At 46.0% G+C, this 19601-nt stretch carries 16 protein-coding genes; 7 read left to right on the forward strand and 9 right to left on the reverse strand.

What is annotated here, in order from left to right; genetic code table 11:
* Nucleotide 1: 1 nt before the first annotated feature.
* Both fadA and BCU34_RS22750 read left to right on the forward strand, forming a co-directional pair.
* Nucleotides 2-1165 (forward strand): acetyl-CoA C-acyltransferase FadA, encoded by a 1164-nt coding sequence (gene fadA / locus BCU34_RS22745; protein ID WP_017058821.1) that lies wholly within the window; start codon nucleotides 2-4, stop codon nucleotides 1163-1165.
* Between the two features lie 240 nt (nucleotides 1166-1405).
* Nucleotides 1406-2386 (forward strand): MDR family oxidoreductase, encoded by a 981-nt coding sequence (locus tag BCU34_RS22750; protein WP_102480823.1) that lies wholly within the window; start codon nucleotides 1406-1408, stop codon nucleotides 2384-2386.
* 135 nt (nucleotides 2387-2521) lie between these two features.
* Here BCU34_RS22750 and BCU34_RS22755 read toward each other — a convergent pair whose 3' ends face one another.
* Both BCU34_RS22755 and BCU34_RS22760 read right to left on the reverse strand, forming a co-directional pair.
* Nucleotides 2522-3463 (reverse strand): LysR family transcriptional regulator, encoded by a 942-nt coding sequence (locus BCU34_RS22755; RefSeq protein ID WP_048657790.1) that lies wholly within the window; start codon nucleotides 3461-3463, stop codon nucleotides 2522-2524.
* 156 nt (nucleotides 3464-3619) lie between these two features.
* Nucleotides 3620-3805 carry a hypothetical protein gene (locus tag BCU34_RS22760; protein WP_048657791.1) on the reverse strand — a complete coding sequence of 62 codons (186 nt, stop codon included), beginning with the start codon at nucleotides 3803-3805 and terminating at the stop codon, nucleotides 3620-3622.
* Between the two features lie 149 nt (nucleotides 3806-3954).
* Here BCU34_RS22760 and tusA point away from each other — a divergent pair, with 149 nt between their 5' ends.
* A complete protein-coding gene (gene tusA, locus BCU34_RS22765) occupies nucleotides 3955-4206 on the forward strand; it encodes a sulfurtransferase TusA (RefSeq protein WP_004736675.1) in 252 nt (83 codons plus the stop codon).
* A gap of 83 nt (nucleotides 4207-4289) precedes the next feature.
* Here tusA and BCU34_RS22770 read toward each other — a convergent pair whose 3' ends face one another.
* Nucleotides 4290-4544, reverse strand: a complete 255-nt coding sequence (locus BCU34_RS22770) for a hypothetical protein (RefSeq protein ID WP_017058818.1) — start codon at nucleotides 4542-4544, stop codon at nucleotides 4290-4292.
* Between the two features lie 151 nt (nucleotides 4545-4695).
* Nucleotides 4696-5250 (reverse strand): TMEM165/GDT1 family protein, encoded by a 555-nt coding sequence (locus BCU34_RS22775; RefSeq protein WP_017058817.1) that lies wholly within the window; start codon nucleotides 5248-5250, stop codon nucleotides 4696-4698.
* Between the two features lie 420 nt (nucleotides 5251-5670).
* Between BCU34_RS22775 and glyQ the strand changes: the two genes are divergently transcribed.
* From glyQ to BCU34_RS22795, 4 genes are all read left to right on the forward strand, one after another.
* Nucleotides 5671-6585 (forward strand): glycine--tRNA ligase subunit alpha, encoded by a 915-nt coding sequence (gene glyQ / locus BCU34_RS22780; protein ID WP_017632669.1) that lies wholly within the window; start codon nucleotides 5671-5673, stop codon nucleotides 6583-6585.
* A 2-nt stretch (nucleotides 6586-6587) separates the two neighbouring features.
* Nucleotides 6588-8654, forward strand: coding sequence for a glycine--tRNA ligase subunit beta (glyS, locus tag BCU34_RS22785; RefSeq protein ID WP_102432944.1), 2067 nt, complete (start codon nucleotides 6588-6590; stop codon nucleotides 8652-8654).
* 202 nt (nucleotides 8655-8856) lie between these two features.
* Nucleotides 8857-10944, forward strand: coding sequence for an alpha-amylase (locus BCU34_RS22790; protein ID WP_102432943.1), 2088 nt, complete (start codon nucleotides 8857-8859; stop codon nucleotides 10942-10944).
* Nucleotides 10945-11197: 253 nt separating this feature from the next.
* Nucleotides 11198-12448 carry a valine--pyruvate transaminase gene (locus tag BCU34_RS22795; RefSeq protein ID WP_102432942.1) on the forward strand — a complete coding sequence of 417 codons (1251 nt, stop codon included), beginning with the start codon at nucleotides 11198-11200 and terminating at the stop codon, nucleotides 12446-12448.
* A gap of 106 nt (nucleotides 12449-12554) precedes the next feature.
* Here BCU34_RS22795 and BCU34_RS22800 read toward each other — a convergent pair whose 3' ends face one another.
* The 5 genes from BCU34_RS22800 to dnaA form a co-directional block, all read right to left on the reverse strand.
* Entirely contained in the window at nucleotides 12555-12989 is a 435-nt protein-coding gene (locus BCU34_RS22800) for an Hsp20 family protein (protein WP_009848140.1), read from the reverse strand.
* Between the two features lie 403 nt (nucleotides 12990-13392).
* Nucleotides 13393-15810 carry a DNA topoisomerase (ATP-hydrolyzing) subunit B gene (gene gyrB, locus BCU34_RS22805; RefSeq protein WP_017058811.1) on the reverse strand — a complete coding sequence of 806 codons (2418 nt, stop codon included), beginning with the start codon at nucleotides 15808-15810 and terminating at the stop codon, nucleotides 13393-13395.
* 17 nt (nucleotides 15811-15827) lie between these two features.
* On the reverse strand, nucleotides 15828-16907 hold the full coding sequence (gene recF / locus BCU34_RS22810) for a DNA replication/repair protein RecF (protein ID WP_019825571.1): 1080 nt from the start codon (nucleotides 16905-16907) through the stop codon (nucleotides 15828-15830).
* Between the two features lie 53 nt (nucleotides 16908-16960).
* Nucleotides 16961-18061 (reverse strand): DNA polymerase III subunit beta, encoded by a 1101-nt coding sequence (gene dnaN / locus BCU34_RS22815; RefSeq protein WP_017058809.1) that lies wholly within the window; start codon nucleotides 18059-18061, stop codon nucleotides 16961-16963.
* Between the two features lie 81 nt (nucleotides 18062-18142).
* On the reverse strand, nucleotides 18143-19564 hold the full coding sequence (gene dnaA, locus BCU34_RS22820) for a chromosomal replication initiator protein DnaA (protein WP_019825569.1): 1422 nt from the start codon (nucleotides 19562-19564) through the stop codon (nucleotides 18143-18145).
* Nucleotides 19565-19601 lie beyond the last annotated feature (37 nt).

The raw sequence follows: 19601 nt of genomic DNA on the forward strand, positions 1-19601 counted from the left end.
AATGAAAAATGTAGTTGTTGTTGATTGCCTTCGTACCCCAATGGGACGTTCCAAAGGTGGAGCTTTCCGTCACACTCGTGCTGAAGATCTGTCGGCACATTTGATGAAAGGCATTTTAGAGCGCAACCCAGAAGTAAACCCTGTCGAAATTGAAGATATTTACTGGGGTTGTGTACAACAAACGCTAGAGCAAGGCTTCAACGTTGCACGTAACGCTGCCTTGCTTGCTGGTCTACCGATTGAGATTGGTGCGGTGACGGTCAACCGTTTATGTGGTTCATCTATGCAAGCTCTGCATGATGCAACTCGCTCTATCATGGTTGGTGATGCTGAAATCTGCCTGATCGGTGGTGTGGAGCACATGGGCCACGTACCAATGAACCACGGTGTTGATTTTCACCCTGGCATGTCGAAACACGTAGCGAAAGCTGCCGGTATGATGGGCCTAACCGCTGAGATGCTAGGTAAAATGCACGGTATTAGCCGTGAAGACCAAGATGCATTCGCAGCACGCTCACATGCTCGCGCTCAAGCAGCAACAGTTGAAGGTCGTTTCAAAAATGAAATCCTGCCAACCGAAGCTCACGCAGCAGACGGTTCACTGTTCACTCTGGATTACGATGAAGTCATTCGCCCAGAAACTACGGTTGAAGGCTTATCTCAGCTTCGCCCGGTATTTGACCCAGCAAACGGTACAGTAACAGCAGGTACTTCATCAGCACTGTCTGATGGTGCTTCTGCAATGCTTATCATGAGCGAAGAGAAAGCCAACGCACTTGGCCTTAAGATTCGTGCTCGCGTGAAGTCGATGGCTATCGCAGGCTGCGATCCTTCAATCATGGGTTACGGCCCAGTACCAGCAACCCAAAAAGCACTAAAACGTGCGGGCCTAACCATTGAAGATATGGGTGTAATTGAGCTAAACGAAGCGTTTGCCGCTCAATCTCTTCCATGTGCGAAAGACCTAGGTCTACTGGATGTGGTTGATGAGAAAGTAAACCTTAACGGCGGTGCGATTGCTCTTGGTCACCCACTAGGCTGTTCTGGTTCTCGTATCTCGACGACCCTAATCAACCTGATGGAAGCACAAGATGTGAAATACGGCTTAGCGACCATGTGTATTGGTTTAGGCCAAGGTATTGCAACGGTATTTGAACGCCCATAGCGATCACTGACGGTAATACTTGAAGGGTAATCTTTTGTGCAGCTATATTTATATAGCTGCACTTTTTATTACTCGACATCCAATAATACATAGATTCGTTCAGCGAACTTAGCGAAAGAAAATCACTACTTACATCTATGCGCAAAACGCATAGATTCAATGTTGATGTTTCATTATTTTTTCTCGGATGATTCAACTAAAGTTACTTCAGTTTCCTAATATTCCTCCACGGAGCAGATCATGTTTAAAGCACTTGTACTAAACCAAGAAGACAAAAAAACTATCGCGTCAGTTTCTCAAATTGAAGAGTCTCAATTACCAGAAGGTAACGTGAAGATTGATGTTAGCTACTCTTCTTTGAACTACAAAGATGGTTTGGCGATTACAGGTAAAGGGCGCATTGTTCGCAACTTCCCTATGGTTCCTGGTATCGACCTTTCTGGTGTGGTTTCACAATCTGATGACCCACGCTACAAAGCGGGCGACGAAGTTGTTCTAACTGGTTGGGGTGTTGGTGAAGGTCACTGGGGCGGCATGGCTGAGAAAGCAAGCCTAAACGGTGATTGGTTAGTACCAATGCCTGCAGGTCTTGACACTAAGAAAGTAATGGCGATTGGCACAGCTGGCTTCACTGCGATGCTTTGTGTGCAAGCTATCGTAGATGCAGGTATCAAACCTGAAGACGGTGAAATCCTAGTAACAGGTGCAAGTGGCGGTGTAGGCAGTGTATCTATCACTCTACTAAACCAACTGGGTTACAAAGTCGCAGCAGTTACTGGCCGTGCTTCTGTAAACGGTGAACTACTTAAATCATTAGGCGCGACACGTATTGTAGAGCGTGCTGAACTAGAAGAACCAGCGAAACCACTAGAGAAACAACTGTGGGCTGGCGCTATTGATACCGTAGGCAGCAAAGTGCTTGCGAAAGTATTGGCGCAAATTGATTACAACGGTGCAGTTGCGATGTGTGGTCTAGCAGGCGGTTTTGACTTACCAACAACGGTAATGCCATTCATTCTGCGTAACGTTCGCCTACAAGGTGTGGATTCAGTAATGTGCCCTCGTGAAAAACGTATTAAAGCGTGGGAGCAACTGGCTGAGCTACTACCAGAATCTTTCTACGCTCAAGCAACCAAAGAAGTGTCTTTAGACGGTGCTATTCAAGCTGCAGAAGACATCACTAACGGTCAAATCACTGGTCGCGTAGTCATTAAACTATAGATTCTCAATCACAAAGTTATCAAACCTTAAACGCCAGCTTTAGGCTTGGATAACCCAAAACAACAAAGGGCTGATTTGTATCAGCCCTTTTGCTTTTTTGTCATTAGGGTCGAGTAAACCCAGACTCAGTCCTAGTTAACCCAAGCCGACATCCGCAATCCGTTTTTGAATCAACTCACCACATTCCTCTTTGACCACTCTTCTCAACCATTGTTGTGAAGCAGAGGAATCGCAGCGCGAGTGCCAGATCAGTGAGTAATCAAACGGCATAAACTCGAATGGCAGCGGCTTGACGACTAAGTCATAACGCTCAGCGACCAAATAAGCCAAATCAGCAGGTACAGTGATCACCAACGGCATTCTATCAACAATCGCCAATGCGGCTTCAAGATGATAAGCACGCAACACCATTTTTCGAGGCTGTTGATTAGCTAACGCGTTGTCTAATAAAGCCTTAACACCATCACTGATCGCAATCATCGCATGCGGGAGTGATACATAGTCTTCAAGGCTTAAAGGCTGGTCCGCCAATGGGTGGTTTTTAGATAACAGACACGACACACCAACCGGCCCCAAGACCTCTTGATGAAGTGGTGCAATGCTGCCACTCGGACGACAGATCGCCATATCAACGCGTTCGGTGCTGAGTTGCTTAAACAAATGTTCATGCTGCAGCGGTGCAAACTCCAAAGAGATGTTCGGCGCTTGCTCATAAATCTTCGGTAGTGCATAAGGTAAGATGGTTTGCATCGCGTAGTCAGTGGTCGCAATCAGGAAGCGCTCACTGCAGTAGTAGGGGTCAAAATCACTCGGGCTAAGTAATTGGCGGAATGATTCTAAAGGCTGATCAATGCGTTGGCTGATCTCAAGTGCTTTTTTGGTGGGGATAAGGTGCTGACCTTGTCGCGTAAACAAGGGATCGTTGAGTAACTCTCTTAAGCGCCCTAATACTCGGCTGGTTGCCGACTGACTTAAGTTAAGACGAATCGCGGCCTGGCTAACACTGCCCTCTTCAATCAATACCTTTAAAGCGACCAATAAATTCAGGTCTCTACGATAGATATCTTCTAATTCCACACCACTTACCTAGCTGTATACGATTGTCATTGATCACTAAGTTGTTTATAGCATGCTTTAGATAAAAAAAATCCCGCAATTACGCGGGGAAGCCCAAGAAAATCTGGGGATAGTGTCGGAATGTTGTCGTATCGGAATTTGCTTGTTGTATTCGGGTTAGTGCTCTCGCTCTTCGGCTATACCTTGCCAACGGCGCATCTCCACCCAAATACCAATAATCGTTGCTACTATGCCAAAAATAGGCATCAGTGAGGTCTCTGTCGATGAACGTAGTACTAACGCACAAAAAGAAATAAAACAGAGAACCGAATAAATTGTTAATCTATCTAATCCTGTCAACATCGCCACTCCTTAGCTAGTTGCCTTTGTTTCGAGTTGTTATCAACTTGTTAACTAAGTTATAGGAAATGATTCTGTTTGCCAAGCACTTATTGCATATTTTTTCTGCAGACGTATTATTCACTCGTTAGATAGATATAGAGATACAAACCATGACATTCAAACCTGAACTGGCAACCCATACTTTAGAAGCTGAAGGCCTGCGTTGCCCAGAACCAGTAATGATGGTCAGGAAGACAATTAGAAACATGCAGGATGGCGATGTGTTACTGGTAAAAGCTGACGATCCTTCGACAACTCGAGATATTCCGAGCTTTTGCCGATTCATGGATCACCAGTTGGTAGGCCAAGCAACAGAAACGTTGCCTTACCAGTATTTGATCAGAAAGGGATTGGAGGCGTAGCGCCCCACCGACTATCAAGTATCAAAAAAGCCGCTGGTACCTTATGTTCTTAAATAGAACTCAGAGTACCAGCGGCTTTTTGTTTATTCGCTTCTAGACTTGTTTTGCAGATGCTCCAGCTGATGCTGAATTTCTCGGATATCTTTGCGCATCGGAATAATATGCGCGACCCGAATCCAAGCCTCTACCGCAAGCGCAGTCATGATGATGGCACCCGCGACCATTGGTAGCCACATGTCCGTCAACACCATGCCTAATAGTGTAAGTGCAAGACCAAAGGTAAATAGATAACTTTGGCTTTGTGGAGTAATACCCATATAACGCGTCAACATAATCATGCCCTCGTGTTCTTAACTCACAAGATTAAAATATCATGACAAGTATGACAGTTATATGTCCGTTCGCTCGATAAACCCCACAATACTGTAAGAGTATGACCTACAACACATTACTCTACTAATTGAGTATGATTAGCCTCAATACCACCTATTAATAGAAAGCCGCAGCAATAGCCAAACCAACGAACAACAAGGCCGTGATCTTACGAATCAGGTCAAGCGGCATCTTGTCTGCCGACAATTTACCGATGATCACCACAGGCACATTCGCCAATAACATACCAATGGTAGTACCCAAAATCACCCACGCTAATGCATCCGCATATTGAGCCCCTAGGATAGAGGTCGCAATCTGGGTTTTATCACCGATCTCTGCAATAAAGAAAGCGATAAAACTGGCGACAAACGGGCCTCGGTTTGAGATCTGTTCATCGTCATCTAACTTATCCGGAATCAGAATCCACCCCGCCATCGCAATGAAACTGACCACCAGCACCCACTTTAAGACTTCAGGAGATAAGTAATCTGCGACCACAACCCCGAGCCATGCTGCAAGGGCATGATTGGCAATGGTGGCAAAGAAGATAGCCGCGATGATAGGTATCGGCTTGCGATATCGACTGGCTAATAAAAGAGATAGCAACTGAGTCTTATCACCGATCTCGGCTAAGGCGACAGTTGTAATTGAAATTGCTAAAACGCTCACGACATGCTCATTTGGGATGGAGATTATTATATTTAACCATAGACAAACCTCGCGCCCCATCCCGGTTCACGATGCTTGTCTAAGGTCTTGCTAAGCGCCACCAAGGTGGTGGTTGCCTCGAACGCCATGATGATTTTGCATCAATTATGTTGACGGACGAACTCATTCAATAGGATATGAATAAGTAAGCTACTCCCCAAAGACCGCGAGATTTTAATCACCCACGCTTTCAAACACAAGTGTCAAACTTATCAAAATATCCACTTGTGCCGAAAAACAAACATTAAAGGCAAAAAAATCCACTAAACGACATTTTAGACCACTAATTAAACAAGATTACCCCTACTCGCTTTACGAATATCTCGGTATACTCAGAGGTTATTTTTCTCATTCATTTAAAAGAATCGCGCGAACCTGACTATGCAAAAATACGATATCAAAACCTTCCAGGGAATGATCCTCGCGCTGCAGGATTACTGGGCTCAAAACGGTTGTACCATTGTTCAACCTCTAGATATGGAGGTAGGTGCAGGCACCTCTCACCCAATGACATGTCTACGAGCACTTGGCCCAGAGCCAATGTCTACAGCTTACGTTCAACCTTCTCGTCGTCCGACCGATGGCCGTTACGGTGAAAACCCTAACCGTCTGCAGCACTACTACCAATTCCAAGTAGCGCTAAAACCATCGCCAGACAATATCCAAGAGTTGTACCTAGGCTCCCTAGAGGTTCTTGGTGTTGACCCACTTGTTCACGACATTCGCTTCGTTGAAGATAACTGGGAAAACCCAACACTAGGCGCATGGGGCCTTGGTTGGGAAGTATGGCTAAACGGCATGGAAGTAACACAGTTTACTTACTTCCAACAGGTTGGCGGCCTTGAGTGTAAGCCTGTAACAGGTGAGATCACTTACGGTATCGAGCGTCTAGCAATGTACATCCAGGAAGTAGATTCTGTTTACGACCTAGTATGGAACGTAGCACCAGACGGTTCTAACGTGACTTACGGTGACATCTTCCACCAAAACGAAGTTGAGCAATCAACATACAACTTCGAGCACGCAGACGTAGATTTCTTATTCACTTTCTTCGATCAGTGCGAGAAAGAGTGTAAAGAGCTACTTGAGCTTGAGAAGCCACTTCCGCTTCCAGCTTACGAGCGCATTCTAAAAGCAGGTCACGCATTCAACATCCTTGATGCGCGCAAAGCTATCTCTGTAACAGAGCGTCAACGTTACATCCTTCGTATCCGCAACCTGACTAAATCAGTTGCTGAGGCGTACTACGCGTCACGTGAAGCGCTTGGCTTCCCAATGTGTAAGAAGGACAAATAATCATGGCGAAGAATTTTCTAATTGAACTGGGTACGGAAGAGCTTCCACCAACAGCACTTCGTTCTCTAGCAGAAGCCTTTGCTTCTAACTTTGAAGCAGGTCTTAAAACGGCTGAGCTTTCTCACGAAGGCATCAAGTGGTACGCAGCGCCTCGTCGTCTAGCACTTAAAGTAACTGCACTGGCTGAAGGCCAAGCGGACAAAGTGGTTGAGAAACGTGGTCCTGCTGTTTCTGTGGCATTCGATGCTGAAGGCAACGCGACCAAAGCGGCACAAGGCTGGGCTCGTGGTAACGGTATTACTGTTGAGCAAGCTGACCGCCTGAAAACAGACAAAGGCGAGTGGCTTCTTTTCAAACAAGAAGTGGCTGGCAAACCTGTTCAAGAATTGGTGATGGACATTGCTGCGAAAGCACTGGCTGGCCTACCAATCCCTAAAGCAATGCGCTGGGGTAACTCAGACATTCAATTTATCCGTCCAGTAAAAACATTGACAGTACTACTAGGTGATGAGCTTGTTGAAGGCGAAATCCTAGGCGTAGCATCTGCTCGTACTATCCGTGGCCACCGTTTCATGGGCGAACAAGAATTCACAATTGACTCTGCTGACCAATACCCTGCGATCCTAGAAGAGCGCGGTAAAGTAATGGCAGATTACGAAGCGCGTAAAGCGATCATCCTTGCTGATTCGCAAAAAGCGGCAGCTGCGGTTGGCGGTACAGCTGACCTAGAAGATGACCTTGTTGAAGAAGTAACGTCTCTGGTTGAATGGCCAGTAGTACTTACAGCGAAGTTTGAAGAAGAGTTCCTAAAAGTACCTTCTGAAGCTTTGGTTTACACCATGAAGGGTGACCAAAAGTACTTCCCTGTTTACGACGAAAACAAGAAGCTACTTCCTAACTTTATCTTCGTATCAAACATCGAGTCTAAAGAGCCTCGCCACGTTATCGAAGGTAACGAAAAAGTTGTACGTCCACGTCTTGCTGATGCTGAATTCTTCTTCAACACAGACCGTAAGCGTCCGCTTATCGACCGTCTTGCTGAGTTAGACCAAGCTATCTTCCAGAAGCAGCTTGGTACTATCAAAGACAAAACAGACCGCATCACAGAACTTGCTGGCTACATCGCTGAGCAAATCGATGCTGACGTTGAGAAATCTAAGCGCGCAGGCCTACTGGCTAAGTGTGACCTAATGACATCTATGGTATTCGAATTCACGGATACACAAGGTGTAATGGGTATGCACTACGCGACTCACGATGGTGAAGACGAGCAAGTTGCACTAGCACTTTACGAGCAGTACATGCCTCGTTTCGCTGGTGACGACCTACCAAGCACGGGTATCTCTTCAGCAGTTGCAATGGCAGACAAGCTAGACACTATCGTAGGTATCTTCGGTATTGGCCAAGCACCAAAAGGTTCTGACCCATTCGCTCTACGTCGTGCATCACTAGGTGTGCTACGTATCATCGTTGAAAACGGCTACAACCTAGACCTAACGGATCTGATCGGTAAAGCGAAAGAATTACTAGGCGACAAGCTTACTAACGAAAACGTAGAAGCTGACGTTATCGACTTCATGCTAGGTCGTTTCCGCGCATGGTACCAAGATGCTGGTTTCAGCGTTGATATCATCCAAGCGGTACTAGCACGTCGTCCAACTAAGCCAGCTGACTTTGACCAACGTGTTAAAGCGGTTTCTCACTTCCGTGAACTGGAAGCAGCAGAAGCACTAGCAGCAGCGAACAAGCGTGTAGGTAACATCCTTGCGAAATTCGATGGCGAGCTACCAGCTGAAATCGACCTAACGCTTCTTCAAGAAGACGCAGAGAAAGCACTGGCTGAAAACGTTGAAGTAATGACGGAAGCACTAGAACCAGCATTCGCGACAGGCAACTACCAAGAAGCCCTAAGTAAGCTTGCTGATCTACGTGAACCGGTTGATGCATTCTTCGATAACGTAATGGTTATGGCTGATGACGAAGCGCTTAAGAAGAACCGTCTAACGCTACTGAACAACCTACGTAACCTGTTCCTACAGATTGCTGACATCTCTCTACTGCAAAAATAAGCACGAGTGAGACAGTTGCTCTCAGTCATACTCTGAGCAACCAAAGGTAAATACCCAAAGGGAAGCGAAAGCTTCCCTTTTTGTTTTTGTGAACCAAGCATTTGTTTGTAGAGGTGTTATTGATTATCTGAATGAATCAGCGCTCAGACTGTAGAGGGCATTGTTTGCTATAACTGACCTGTTTATTCAGGGGAAGGGAACAATGAAAAAAACAGTACTCGCGCTTTCAATACTCGCACTCAGCGCATGCAGCCAAACCAGTGATGACAGCTTATTGCTGACGATCGATAACAACACTGTCGTATTTGAATCGACAGGAAAAGGCACTGTTATCGCTGAACAGGAACTCGCTAAAGGTAGCTATACCTTCTCTATCAGCGATACTCAAAATACCTGTGGCACTAACTATGCGCTGGCCGAAGAGAGTCGTATCAAGTTCAATAAACCCCTTCGCCTAGACGACTGCACCGATAAATCTGAAATCGCTATTAAAGTCTTTCGCGCTAACACCTATCAATTTACGCTCAACCCACAGACCAATGAACTCACGGTTCAGGTAAAGCCAAAGCAGAAGCAAGTACAAAGCTTTGCCTGTCCAGTACCCAGTGACCAACCAACCACCATAGATGTTACTCAAACCTTTGATGATGGCACCGTGGTAAGAGACGCTCTTTCAGGCAAACAAGTCACAGTGACTAATGGCAGCGTCACCATGCAACCTGCAGAAAACAGCCAAGGTGTTCTGCTGCTGGAGAGAGTAGAACCAGAAACCAAGGCTGACTTTAGTTGGGACAACGCTACGGTCTACTTCGTCATGACCGACCGTTTCCACAACGGCAACCCTGATAACGACAACAGCTATGGTCGCAGCCAAGACGGACAAGACGAAATCGGCACCTTCCACGGTGGTGACTTGGCAGGCTTAACCGAAAAACTCGATTACATAGAATCACTCGGTGCTAATGCTATCTGGATAACGTCTCCGTTAGAGCAAATTCACGGCTGGGTTGGCGGCGGTGATCGCGGTGATTTCAAACACTATGGCTACCATGGTTACTACCACCAAGATTGGACCAAGCTTGATGACAACATGGGTACCGAAGACGAGCTGAAAACCTTCATCGATACCGCGCACAGCAAAGGCATTCGTGTTGTTTGGGACGTGGTAATGAACCACACGGGATACGCGACGCTTGCCGACATGCAAGAGTTCGACTTTGGCAAACTCAACCTAACTGATGAAGAAGCCAAACAAACGCTTGGCGAAAACTGGACGGACTGGCAACCAGAAGCTGGCCAGAACTGGCACTACTTCAACAACTACATATCTTACAGCGACAAAGAAGCGTGGGAAAAGTGGTGGGGCAAAGCTTGGCTGCGCAGCGATATTGGCGCTTATGACTCTCCAGGTTACAACAACCTCACCATGTCTTTGGCGCACCTGCCCGATTTCAAAACAGAATCGACAGAGACAACCGGGCTGCCTAACTTCTATCGCAATAAACCCACCAGCGCGACTGATGAACTCAAAACACCTCGTGAACATCTGATCACTTGGTTGTCTGACTGGGTGCGCGAATATGGTGTTGATGGATTTAGGGTCGATACTGCCAAGCACGTTGAACTGGACGCCTGGGCAGAGCTTAAAGAGAGCACTAACCAAGCACTAGCTGAGTGGAAACAGAACAACCCAGACAAAGCCTTAGATGATTTACCTTTCTGGATGACTGGCGAAGTGTGGGCACACAGTGTAGTCAAATCAGATTACTTTGCTAACGGCTTTGATTCGATCATCAACTTTGAATTCCAGAGCGACATCGCCCCTAAGGCGCTGAAGTGTCTATCCGATCTTGATGCTGATTACCTTCGCTACGCAGACAAGATCAACAGTGACAGCGAGTTCAATGTGTTGAGTTATCTCTCGTCTCACGACACCTCACTATTCTGGACACAGCACGGCAGCGACTTTGCCAAGCAGACCAAAGCCGCGAATGCACTGATGCTTGCTCCGGGCGCGGTACAGATCTATTACGGTGATGAGATAGCCCGTGACTTTGGCCCAACAGGTTCCGATCCAATGCAAGGCACCCGTTCAGACATGCCTTGGGATCAAATCTCCGGCGAACGTGCAGAGTTGCTAGAACATTGGCAAGCGCTTGGCCAATTCCGCCAACGCCACCCAGCTGTCGCGCAAGGTAAGCACATCATCCGTAACAGCAAGGGTTATTACGCCTTCGAACGCCAATACCAAGATGACAAGGTGTTGGTTGTGTATACAGGTTCGAAGTAAACACGCACGGTTCTCAAACGAATTTAATCAAAGGGAAACTTCGGCTTCCCTTTTTTGATCACTAAAAGCGCGTTCAATAAGCAAGCTGTCACTCATTAGCCAAACTTTATAGAAGTTTTTTTCGTGTTAGAGCATTTGGCGCTATGCGTCGCAAAAACATTGCGGTATGTTCAAGGAATACACTGATGGCAGGCATAAGGTCTGCCTTACTGACACATAACAAGCAATCACAATGAATTAGGTAAAATAAGTAATGCAGTTCTCTAAGTTTGGTGAAAAGTTTAATCGATACTCTGGAATCACTCGTTTAATGGATGATTTGAATGATGGCCTGCGCACTCCAGGCGCAATAATGCTCGGTGGTGGTAACCCAGCCGCTATCCCAGCCATGCTCGATTACTTTAACCAAGCCAGTGCCGACATGCTCGCCAATGGAGAACTCATCGCCGCCCTCGCCAACTACGATGGTCCGCAGGGCAAAGACAGCTTCATCAAGTCGTTAGCGGCAATGCTGAAAGAGACCTATGGTTGGGACATCAGCGAAAAGAACATCAGCCTGACTAACGGCAGTCAAAGTGGCTTCTTTTACCTATTCAACCTTTTAGCAGGTCAACAGCCTGACGGCTCACATAAGAAAATCCTACTGCCGATCGCACCGGAATACATCGGCTACGGCGACGCGGGTATTGATGACGATATATTTATCTCTTACCACCCAGAGATCGAGCTGCTAGAAAACCGGCAGTTCAAATACCACGTCGATTTTGAACAACTAAAGGTTGATGACTCAGTCGCGGCTATCTGTGCATCTCGTCCAACCAATCCAACAGGCAACGTACTGACCGACGATGAAGTACGTAAACTGGATAAGCTCGCGCGTGAAAACAATATCCCGCTACTGATCGACAATGCTTACGGCCTGCCGTTTCCAAACATCATCTTTGAAGATGTCGAACCGTTCTGGAATGAAAATACGATTCTGTGCATGAGTTTATCTAAGCTTGGTTTGCCGGGTGTGCGTTGCGGTATCGTGATTGCGAGTGAAGAAGTAACCCAAGCACTAACCAACATGAATGGCATCATCAGCTTAGCACCAAGCAGTGTTGGGCCCGCTATCGCCAACCACATGATTGAGAACGGTGACCTGCTGCGCTTGAGCAGTGAAGTGATTAAGCCTTTCTATAAAGAGAAATCTTTACGTGCAGTAAAACTACTACAAGACGCTATCGATGACCCACGCTTCCGTATCCATAAACCTGAAGGCGCTATCTTCTTATGGTTATGGTTTGATGAGCTACCAATCACCACAATGGAACTGTACGACCGCCTTAAAGCTCGCGGCGTATTGATTGTTCCGGGCGAATACTTCTTTATCGGCCAAGAAGATGAGTGGGATCATGCTCACCAGTGCTTACGCATGAACTACGTACAAGATGATGAAGCGATGCAGAAAGGTATTGCGATCATTGCTGAAGAAGTGAAAAAGGCTTACTCAGAGCAGTAATAAGAGCTTTTAGCTTACTGTAGGCCAAATACAAAAAGAGCACCTCATGAGGTGCTCTTTCACTTTTACTTCCCGATATTTTTTAGCTCTAAGGAGCTAACAGTAATTAACCTTCTAGTAGGCTATTACCATTAATAGCAATCTTACGTGGTTGCATCGCTTCTGGGATTTCGCGTTCTAGGTCGATGTGAAGAAGACCATTTTCCATGCTTGCACCTACCACTTTTACGTAGTCAGCCAGTTGGAATTTACGCTCAAAATCGCGCTCTGCAATACCTTGATATACGAAGGTTTTCTCTGCTTCTGCTTTACGCTCACCTTTCACAATTAGCATGTTCTCTTTCTGAGTCAGATCTAATTGATCATCAGCAAAACCAGCAACGGCCATAGTAATACGGTAGTTGTTCTCGTCTTTTTGCTCGATGTTGTATGGAGGGTAACCGCCAGAAGAGTTCTTCGATGTGTTCGCTTCCATCATGTTGAATAGACGATCGAAGCCGATTGCGTTGCGGTAAAGTGGAGTGAAATCTACAGTTCTCATAATGCTATCCTTTTAGTAAGCAATAGTCTTAGCTGCGAATTTTACTGAGATCGAACCTCTGTGTGACCCAGTAAACAGCTAAGAGATTCAATTCGCATTCCTCGGGTTTCACCTCTATTGGCAACAACGCTGGGACATGACAATGAATCAATTTTTAAGTTGTGTGCTGCTAAAGTTATCCTCTGTTGAGCGATACTTCGTCAGCGGTAATGAAGGTTCTGTTTCTTCTCTTTTGAGCAAGACAGTCATCCTCTTCATAAATAGATATATGGATTGAACAAAATAGTTTCAAGGGATTATTTTCAATAATTTTTCCAATTTAATACTTTTCAATACCTTACAGACACAAAAAAGCACCGCCAATAGGCAGTGCTTTTCATAATTTTAATCATTTAGATTTGGACTACACATCCAAATTGGCAACTTTAAGCGCATTCTCTTCGATGAAGTTACGACGCGGTTCTACTTGGTCGCCCATCAACGTTGTAAACAACAGATCAGCACCAACAGCATCTTCAATCGTTACTTGCATCATACGACGAGTTTCAGGATCCATTGTCGTTTCCCAAAGCTGATCCGGGTTCATCTCACCTAGACCTTTGTATCGCTGTAGGCTTAGACCACGACGAGACTCTTTCACTAACCAGTTCAGAGCATCAACGAAGCTAGAAACTTCTTGAGTACGCTCACCACGCTTAATGTAAGCGCCTTCTTCAATCAAGCCATCAAGTGCTTCAGAAAGATCCGCTAGCTTACCAAACTCTTTAGAGTTAATAAGATCGATGCTCAGTAGGTGTTCATGAGTCACACCATGAGTACGAACCACAATCTTAGGAACGCTTAAGCCTAGCTCTTCGTGTTTTTCAACTTCAAGGCTGTATTGGCTCGCACCTACTTCTTTCGCGTTTAGCTGCTCAACAAGCTGCTTACCCCAAGCTTCAACTGCCGCATCATCATGACACTGCTCAGCCGTTAGACGAGGAACGTAAATCAGTTCGTGAACCAATGCACGTGGGTAACGGCGGCTCATACGATCAACAAGCTTGATGCCTGCATTGTATTGCTGAACAAGCTTCTCTAAACCTTCACCTGCAAATGCTGGCGCTTCAGGGTTAACGTGCAGTTCTGCATTGTCTAGAGCCAAAGATACTTGATACTGGTTCATTGCATCTTCATCTTTAATATACTGCTCTTGCTTACCCTTCTTCACCTTGTAAAGTGGCGGTTGAGCAATGTAGATGTAGCCACGTTCAATCAGCTCTGGCATTTGACGGTAGAAGAACGTCAGTAGCAGAGTACGGATGTGAGAACCATCGACATCGGCATCGGTCATGATGATGATGTTGTGGTAACGCAGTTTATCTGGGTTGTATTCGTCACGGCCAATACCACAACCAAGAGCTGTGATTAGCGTTGCTACTTCTTGAGAAGACAGCATTTTATCGAAACGTGCTTTCTCTACGTTAAGGATTTTACCTTTCAGCGGTAGGATTGCTTGGTTCTTACGGTTACGACCCTGCTTAGCTGAACCGCCAGCAGAGTCTCCTTCCACAATATATAGTTCAGACAGTGCAGGATCTTTTTCCTGACAGTCAGCAAGCTTACCTGGAAGACCCGCTAAATCTAATGCGCCTTTACGACGAGTCATTTCACGAGCTTTACGCGCTGCATCACGAGCACGTGCTGCATCAATAATTTTAGAACAAACTGTTTTCGCTTCACCTGGGTTCTCAATCAGGAACTCAGACAACTTCTCACCCATTGTAGATTCAACGGCAGACTTCACTTCTGAAGAAACCAGCTTATCTTTAGTTTGGCTTGAGAACTTAGGATCAGGCACTTTAACAGAAACAATCGCTGTCAAACCTTCACGAGCATCATCACCAGAGGTCGCAGTCTTCGCTTTCTTAGAGAAACCTTCCTTGTCCATGAAGCTGTTCAGAGTACGCGTTAGCGCCGCACGGAAACCAGCTAAGTGAGCACCACCATCGCGTTGAGGGATGTTGTTAGTGAAACAGTAGATATTTTCTTGGTAGCCGTCATTCCACTGCATCGCAACTTCAACGGTAATACCGTCTTCACGCTCAGAGTTGAAGTGGAAGATTTTTTGGATGATTGGCGTTTTGTTGGTATTAAGGTGTTCAACAAACGCTTGGATACCGCCTTCGTATTCGAAGTGATCCATTTTGTCTTCTTCGCGCTCATCAATTAGCTTAATTGATACACCTGAGTTCAAGAATGATAGCTCACGTAGACGCTTAGCTAAAATGTCGTAATGGAACTCGATGTTAGTGAAGGTTTCTTCACTCGGCCAGAAACGAATCTCTGTACCTGTTTTATCCGTGTCACCGATAACCGCTAGTGGCGCTTGAGGCTCACCGTGGCTGTAGGTTTGAGTGTGGATTTTGCCACCACGGTGGATAGTAAGAGTAACTTGCTTAGAAAGTGCGTTAACTACTGAAACACCAACACCGTGCAGACCACCAGATACCTTGTACGAGTTATCATCGAACTTACCACCAGCGTGAAGAACCGTCATGATTACTTCTGCTGCTGATACGTTTTCTTCTGGATGCAATTCTGTTGGAATACCACGGCCGTCATCGCTTACAGACACAGAACTATCTTCATGGATAGTTACAATGATGTCATTACAGTGACCAGCTAGCGCTTCATCAATAGAGTTATCTACCACCTCAAAAACCATGTGGTGCAGACCGGTACCATCATCCGTGTCGCCAATGTACATTCCAGGACGCTTACGTACCGCATCCAGACCCTTCAGTACTTTAATACTCGATGAATCGTAATTATCTGACATAGTTACTCTCTGACTAATTATCCTTGCTCTATTTTGCCATGTTCCACATGAAACATCCTGCTATTTTCGTCATGCATATCTGCAATCTGATCAGCGGTAATAGAGCTTACAAAAACTTGAGCCTGGGTCGCCTTCAAACACTCAGCAAGACGTGCTCGGCGTTGGCTATCTAATTCGGAAGCGAAGTCATCTATTAAATAGATGCACTGCTTACCTGTCATTTGAGTGAGGTGTTGCCCTTGTGCTACTCGTAGCGCGCACACCATCAACTTCAATTGACCTCGTGACAAGACATCTTCCACTGGAGTGCCGTTCACTTTTATCTTCAGATCCGCTTTGTTGGGTCCACTAAAGGTGTAACCAAGTTGCTGATCCCTTTCAAAATTCTTTTCTAATATCTCGGCGTATGGGGTGTCTTTGTCCCAGCCACGATAATAGTTAATCTTTATCTCAAACTCAGGAAGGAAGGTCGCACAGATCTCTTCGGCGACTTCTTTGAGCTGATCAACGTAGGTGGCACGCCACTGACTGATGCTTTCAGCTAAACGGGCCAGTTCTTGGTCCCAATAGCTCAGCTCTCGATAGTGGGTTGCCGTTTTCAATAAGGCGTTTCGCTGCTTATTGAGGCGCTTTACCCTACCCCACGCATCATAAAAGCCCGACTCACTGTGGAAGACTCCCCAATCAATGAATGCTCGGCGATGCTTAGGTCCATCTGTCAGTAAATCAAACCCTTCGGGGTGAATCAACTGCAAAGGTAAGACTTGAGCTAACTGAGCCAACTTTTGCCCAGTTTGACCGCTTATTTTAACCTCTGTCGTGCCATCGCGCTGCTTATTAATGCCAATTGGCAGCTCAAATTGATCCGAGGTCATAAAACGGCCGTGTACAAACAGCTCACTACACTCGTTTTGTATGATACGACCGGTAAGTGAACTCTTGAATGAGCGACCGTGTCCGAGCAGATACACCGCTTCAAGGACGCTGGTTTTGCCGCTTCCGTTAGCCCCTATAAGAAAGTTAAAGCCTGATGACGGTTGAATGTCACAGGCTTCAATATTTCTAAACTGCTTAACGATTAAGCGCGATAAAGGCATAACGTCTTCATATTAATCTTCAATCACGACTCGGTAGGTCAACATGGGGCAGCTTATAAGCGAATTGGCATAACAACGTACATCGCGCTGTCATCTTGTGCGTTCTCAATAAGAGCACTCGCATTGGCGTCTGACATTGAGATACGAACCTGTTCACAACGCAGTGTGTTCAGAACATCCAATACGTAGCTTACGTTAAAGCCAATCTCTAGAGCATCACCGTCGAAGTTAACATCGAGTACTTCTTCTGCTTCTTCTTGCTCTGGGTTGTTCGCGGTAATACGCATCTCGCTATCCGCAAGATTAACGCGAACACCACGGAATTTTTCATTCGATAGAATCGCAGCACGAGAAAATGCTGAACGTAATTCATCACAGCCAGCTTCAAGTGTCTTGGTGGTATTTTGCGGCATTACGCGGCGATAATCAGGGAAACGACCATCTACTAACTTAGAAGTGAAGACATAGTTGTTCACTTCCGCACGCACGTTAGAGTTACCGATTTGTAGTGTTACTGGCTGTTCAGGTGCATCCAATAGCTTCACTAGCTCTTGCACACCTTTACGAGGAACAATGATCTGCTTCTGAGCAAAATCCGCACCCAGTTGTGCTTGAGATACTGCCATACGGTGACCATCGGTCGCCACGCTGCGCAGGATAGAGCCTTCAATCTCAAACAACATACCGTTGAGGTAGTAACGAACATCTTGGTTCGCCATTGAGAATTGCGTTTTCTCGATAAGACCGCGAAGTTCAGCTTGTGTCACTGACACTTCAACTTCACTGCTCCAGTCTTCAATATTAGGAAAATCTGCCGCAGGTAATGTTGCTAATGAGAAGCGGCTACGACCAGAGCGAACCTGAATACGGTCACCATCCAATACCACAGTGATCACTGAGTTATCTGGTAATCCACGGCAGATATCTAGGAATTTACGTGAAGGTACGGTAATGCTGCCCGCTTCGAAATCACCTTCAAGCGTTACACGGCTGATCAGTTCAACTTCTAGATCCGTCGCTGTCATCGACAACACGTTATCTTCTACTTTAATCAGTAGGTTTCCTAGAATTGGAAGCGTTGGCCTGCCACCGAGTGCGCCAGATACTTGTTGTAATGGCTTAATCAGGTGACTACGTTCAATGGTAAATTTCATATCTTGCTCTTACGGTCTAAATGGCACTGCGTAATAGTACGTGGCCAAGATTCTGCTTATTAAGGTTAAGAATACTGTGTATTAAGAAGAAAGGGTACGAATCAGGTTCGAATAATCTTCTTTAATGTCGTGGCTCTCTTCACGCAGCTGAGCAATCTTACGACAAGCATGCAGTACCGTCGTGTGGTCACGACCACCGAATGCATCGCCAATCTCAGGCAAGCTGTGGTTTGTTAGCTCTTTCGCCAGTGCCATCGCCAATTGGCGTGGACGAGCAACAGAACGAGAACGACGCTTAGACAATAGATCAGCGACTTTGATTTTGTAGTACTCGGCTACTGTCTTTTGAATGTTATCAATAGTGACCAGTTTTTCTTGCAGTGCAAGTAGGTCACGCAGTGCTTCACGCACGAAGTCAATCGTGATCGGACGGCCAGTGAAGTTTGCATTGGCAATAACACGGTTCAATGCGCCTTCCAGCTCACGAACGTTAGAGCGCAGGCGCTTGGCAATAAAGAACGCCACTTCATCCGCAAGGTGAATTTGGTGGTCTTCTGCTTTCTTCATCAAGATCGCAACACGCGTCTCAAGCTCTGGTGGCTCAATCGCAACCGTCAAACCCCAGCCGAAGCGAGATTTAAGACGATCCTCTACCCCGTTGATCTCTTTTGGATAACGGTCAGACGTTAGGATGATCTGTTGGTTACCTTCAAGCAGCGCGTTAAAGGTATGGAAGAACTCTTCTTGAGAACGCTCTTTATTGGCAAAGAATTGGATGTCATCGATAAGCAATGCGTCAACACTACGGTAGTAGCGCTTAAATTCTTCGATCGCGTTGTTTTGCAGGGCCTTTACCATATCCTGAACAAAACGTTCTGAGTGCATGTAAACCACTTTCGCATTTGGCTTATTATCAACAATGGCGTTACCCACCGCATGCAACAAGTGCGTTTTACCTAAACCAGTGCCGCCGTATAGGAACAAAGGGTTGTAGGCTGTTCCTGGGTTATCAGAAACCTGACGTGCCGCAGCCAAACCCAGTTGGTTCGACTTACCTTCAACAAAGTTATTGAACTTATGTTTTGGGTTCACATTTGAGCGGTGATTCAAATCAACCGCGACAGGCTCTTCATCACGCCAAATATTATGGACAGGCTTGCGAGCTTGTAATTGCGCAGGTGCTGATGACTCAGCGGCCACATCGGCTGCAGTACGAGTCTGAGTCGGTGCTGGTGTCGCAGGCTTTGGTGCAATCACACGCTTGCTTCCCACTTCAAAATGAAGATGTGGGATATCGTTGCCGCAATATTCTTGCAGCAAACGGTTAATGCTATTTAGATACTTATCACGAACCCAATCGAGTACGAAACGGTTCGGTGCAAATAGAGTTAGAGTATTGTCATTGAGCTCCGCTTGTAACGGACGAACCCACATACTGAATTCTGTAGCTGGTAACTCTTCTTGAAGCTGTTGCAAACACTGCAACCAAAGCGAAGATGACACGGTGCCCCCACTCTATTTAAGTAATATGAAATGACTG

It is taken from the genome of Vibrio sp. 10N.286.45.E10 (assembly GCF_002874195.2).
In the GTDB taxonomy this organism is placed as follows: Bacteria; Pseudomonadota; Gammaproteobacteria; order Enterobacterales; family Vibrionaceae; genus Vibrio; species Vibrio crassostreae.

Excerpts from the sequence above, each read along its gene's own strand:
- fadA (WP_017058821.1), top strand. The coding sequence starts at position 2 with ATGAAAAATGTAGTTGTTGTTGATTGCCTTCGTACCCCAATGGGACGT.
- BCU34_RS22750 (WP_102480823.1), top strand. The coding sequence starts at position 1,406 with ATGTTTAAAGCACTTGTACTAAACCAAGAAGACAAAAAAACTATCGCG.
- BCU34_RS22760 (WP_048657791.1), bottom strand. The coding sequence starts at position 3,805 with ATGTTGACAGGATTAGATAGATTAACAATTTATTCGGTTCTCTGTTTT.
- tusA (WP_004736675.1), top strand. The coding sequence starts at position 3,955 with ATGACATTCAAACCTGAACTGGCAACCCATACTTTAGAAGCTGAAGGC.
- BCU34_RS22770 (WP_017058818.1), bottom strand. The coding sequence starts at position 4,544 with ATGATTATGTTGACGCGTTATATGGGTATTACTCCACAAAGCCAAAGT.
- glyQ (WP_017632669.1), top strand. The coding sequence starts at position 5,671 with ATGCAAAAATACGATATCAAAACCTTCCAGGGAATGATCCTCGCGCTG.
- glyS (WP_102432944.1), top strand. The coding sequence starts at position 6,588 with ATGGCGAAGAATTTTCTAATTGAACTGGGTACGGAAGAGCTTCCACCA.
- BCU34_RS22790 (WP_102432943.1), top strand. The coding sequence starts at position 8,857 with ATGAAAAAAACAGTACTCGCGCTTTCAATACTCGCACTCAGCGCATGC.
- BCU34_RS22795 (WP_102432942.1), top strand. The coding sequence starts at position 11,198 with ATGCAGTTCTCTAAGTTTGGTGAAAAGTTTAATCGATACTCTGGAATC.
- BCU34_RS22800 (WP_009848140.1), bottom strand. The coding sequence starts at position 12,989 with ATGAGAACTGTAGATTTCACTCCACTTTACCGCAACGCAATCGGCTTC.
- gyrB (WP_017058811.1), bottom strand. The coding sequence starts at position 15,810 with ATGTCAGATAATTACGATTCATCGAGTATTAAAGTACTGAAGGGTCTG.
- recF (WP_019825571.1), bottom strand. The coding sequence starts at position 16,907 with ATGCCTTTATCGCGCTTAATCGTTAAGCAGTTTAGAAATATTGAAGCC.
- dnaN (WP_017058809.1), bottom strand. The coding sequence starts at position 18,061 with ATGAAATTTACCATTGAACGTAGTCACCTGATTAAGCCATTACAACAA.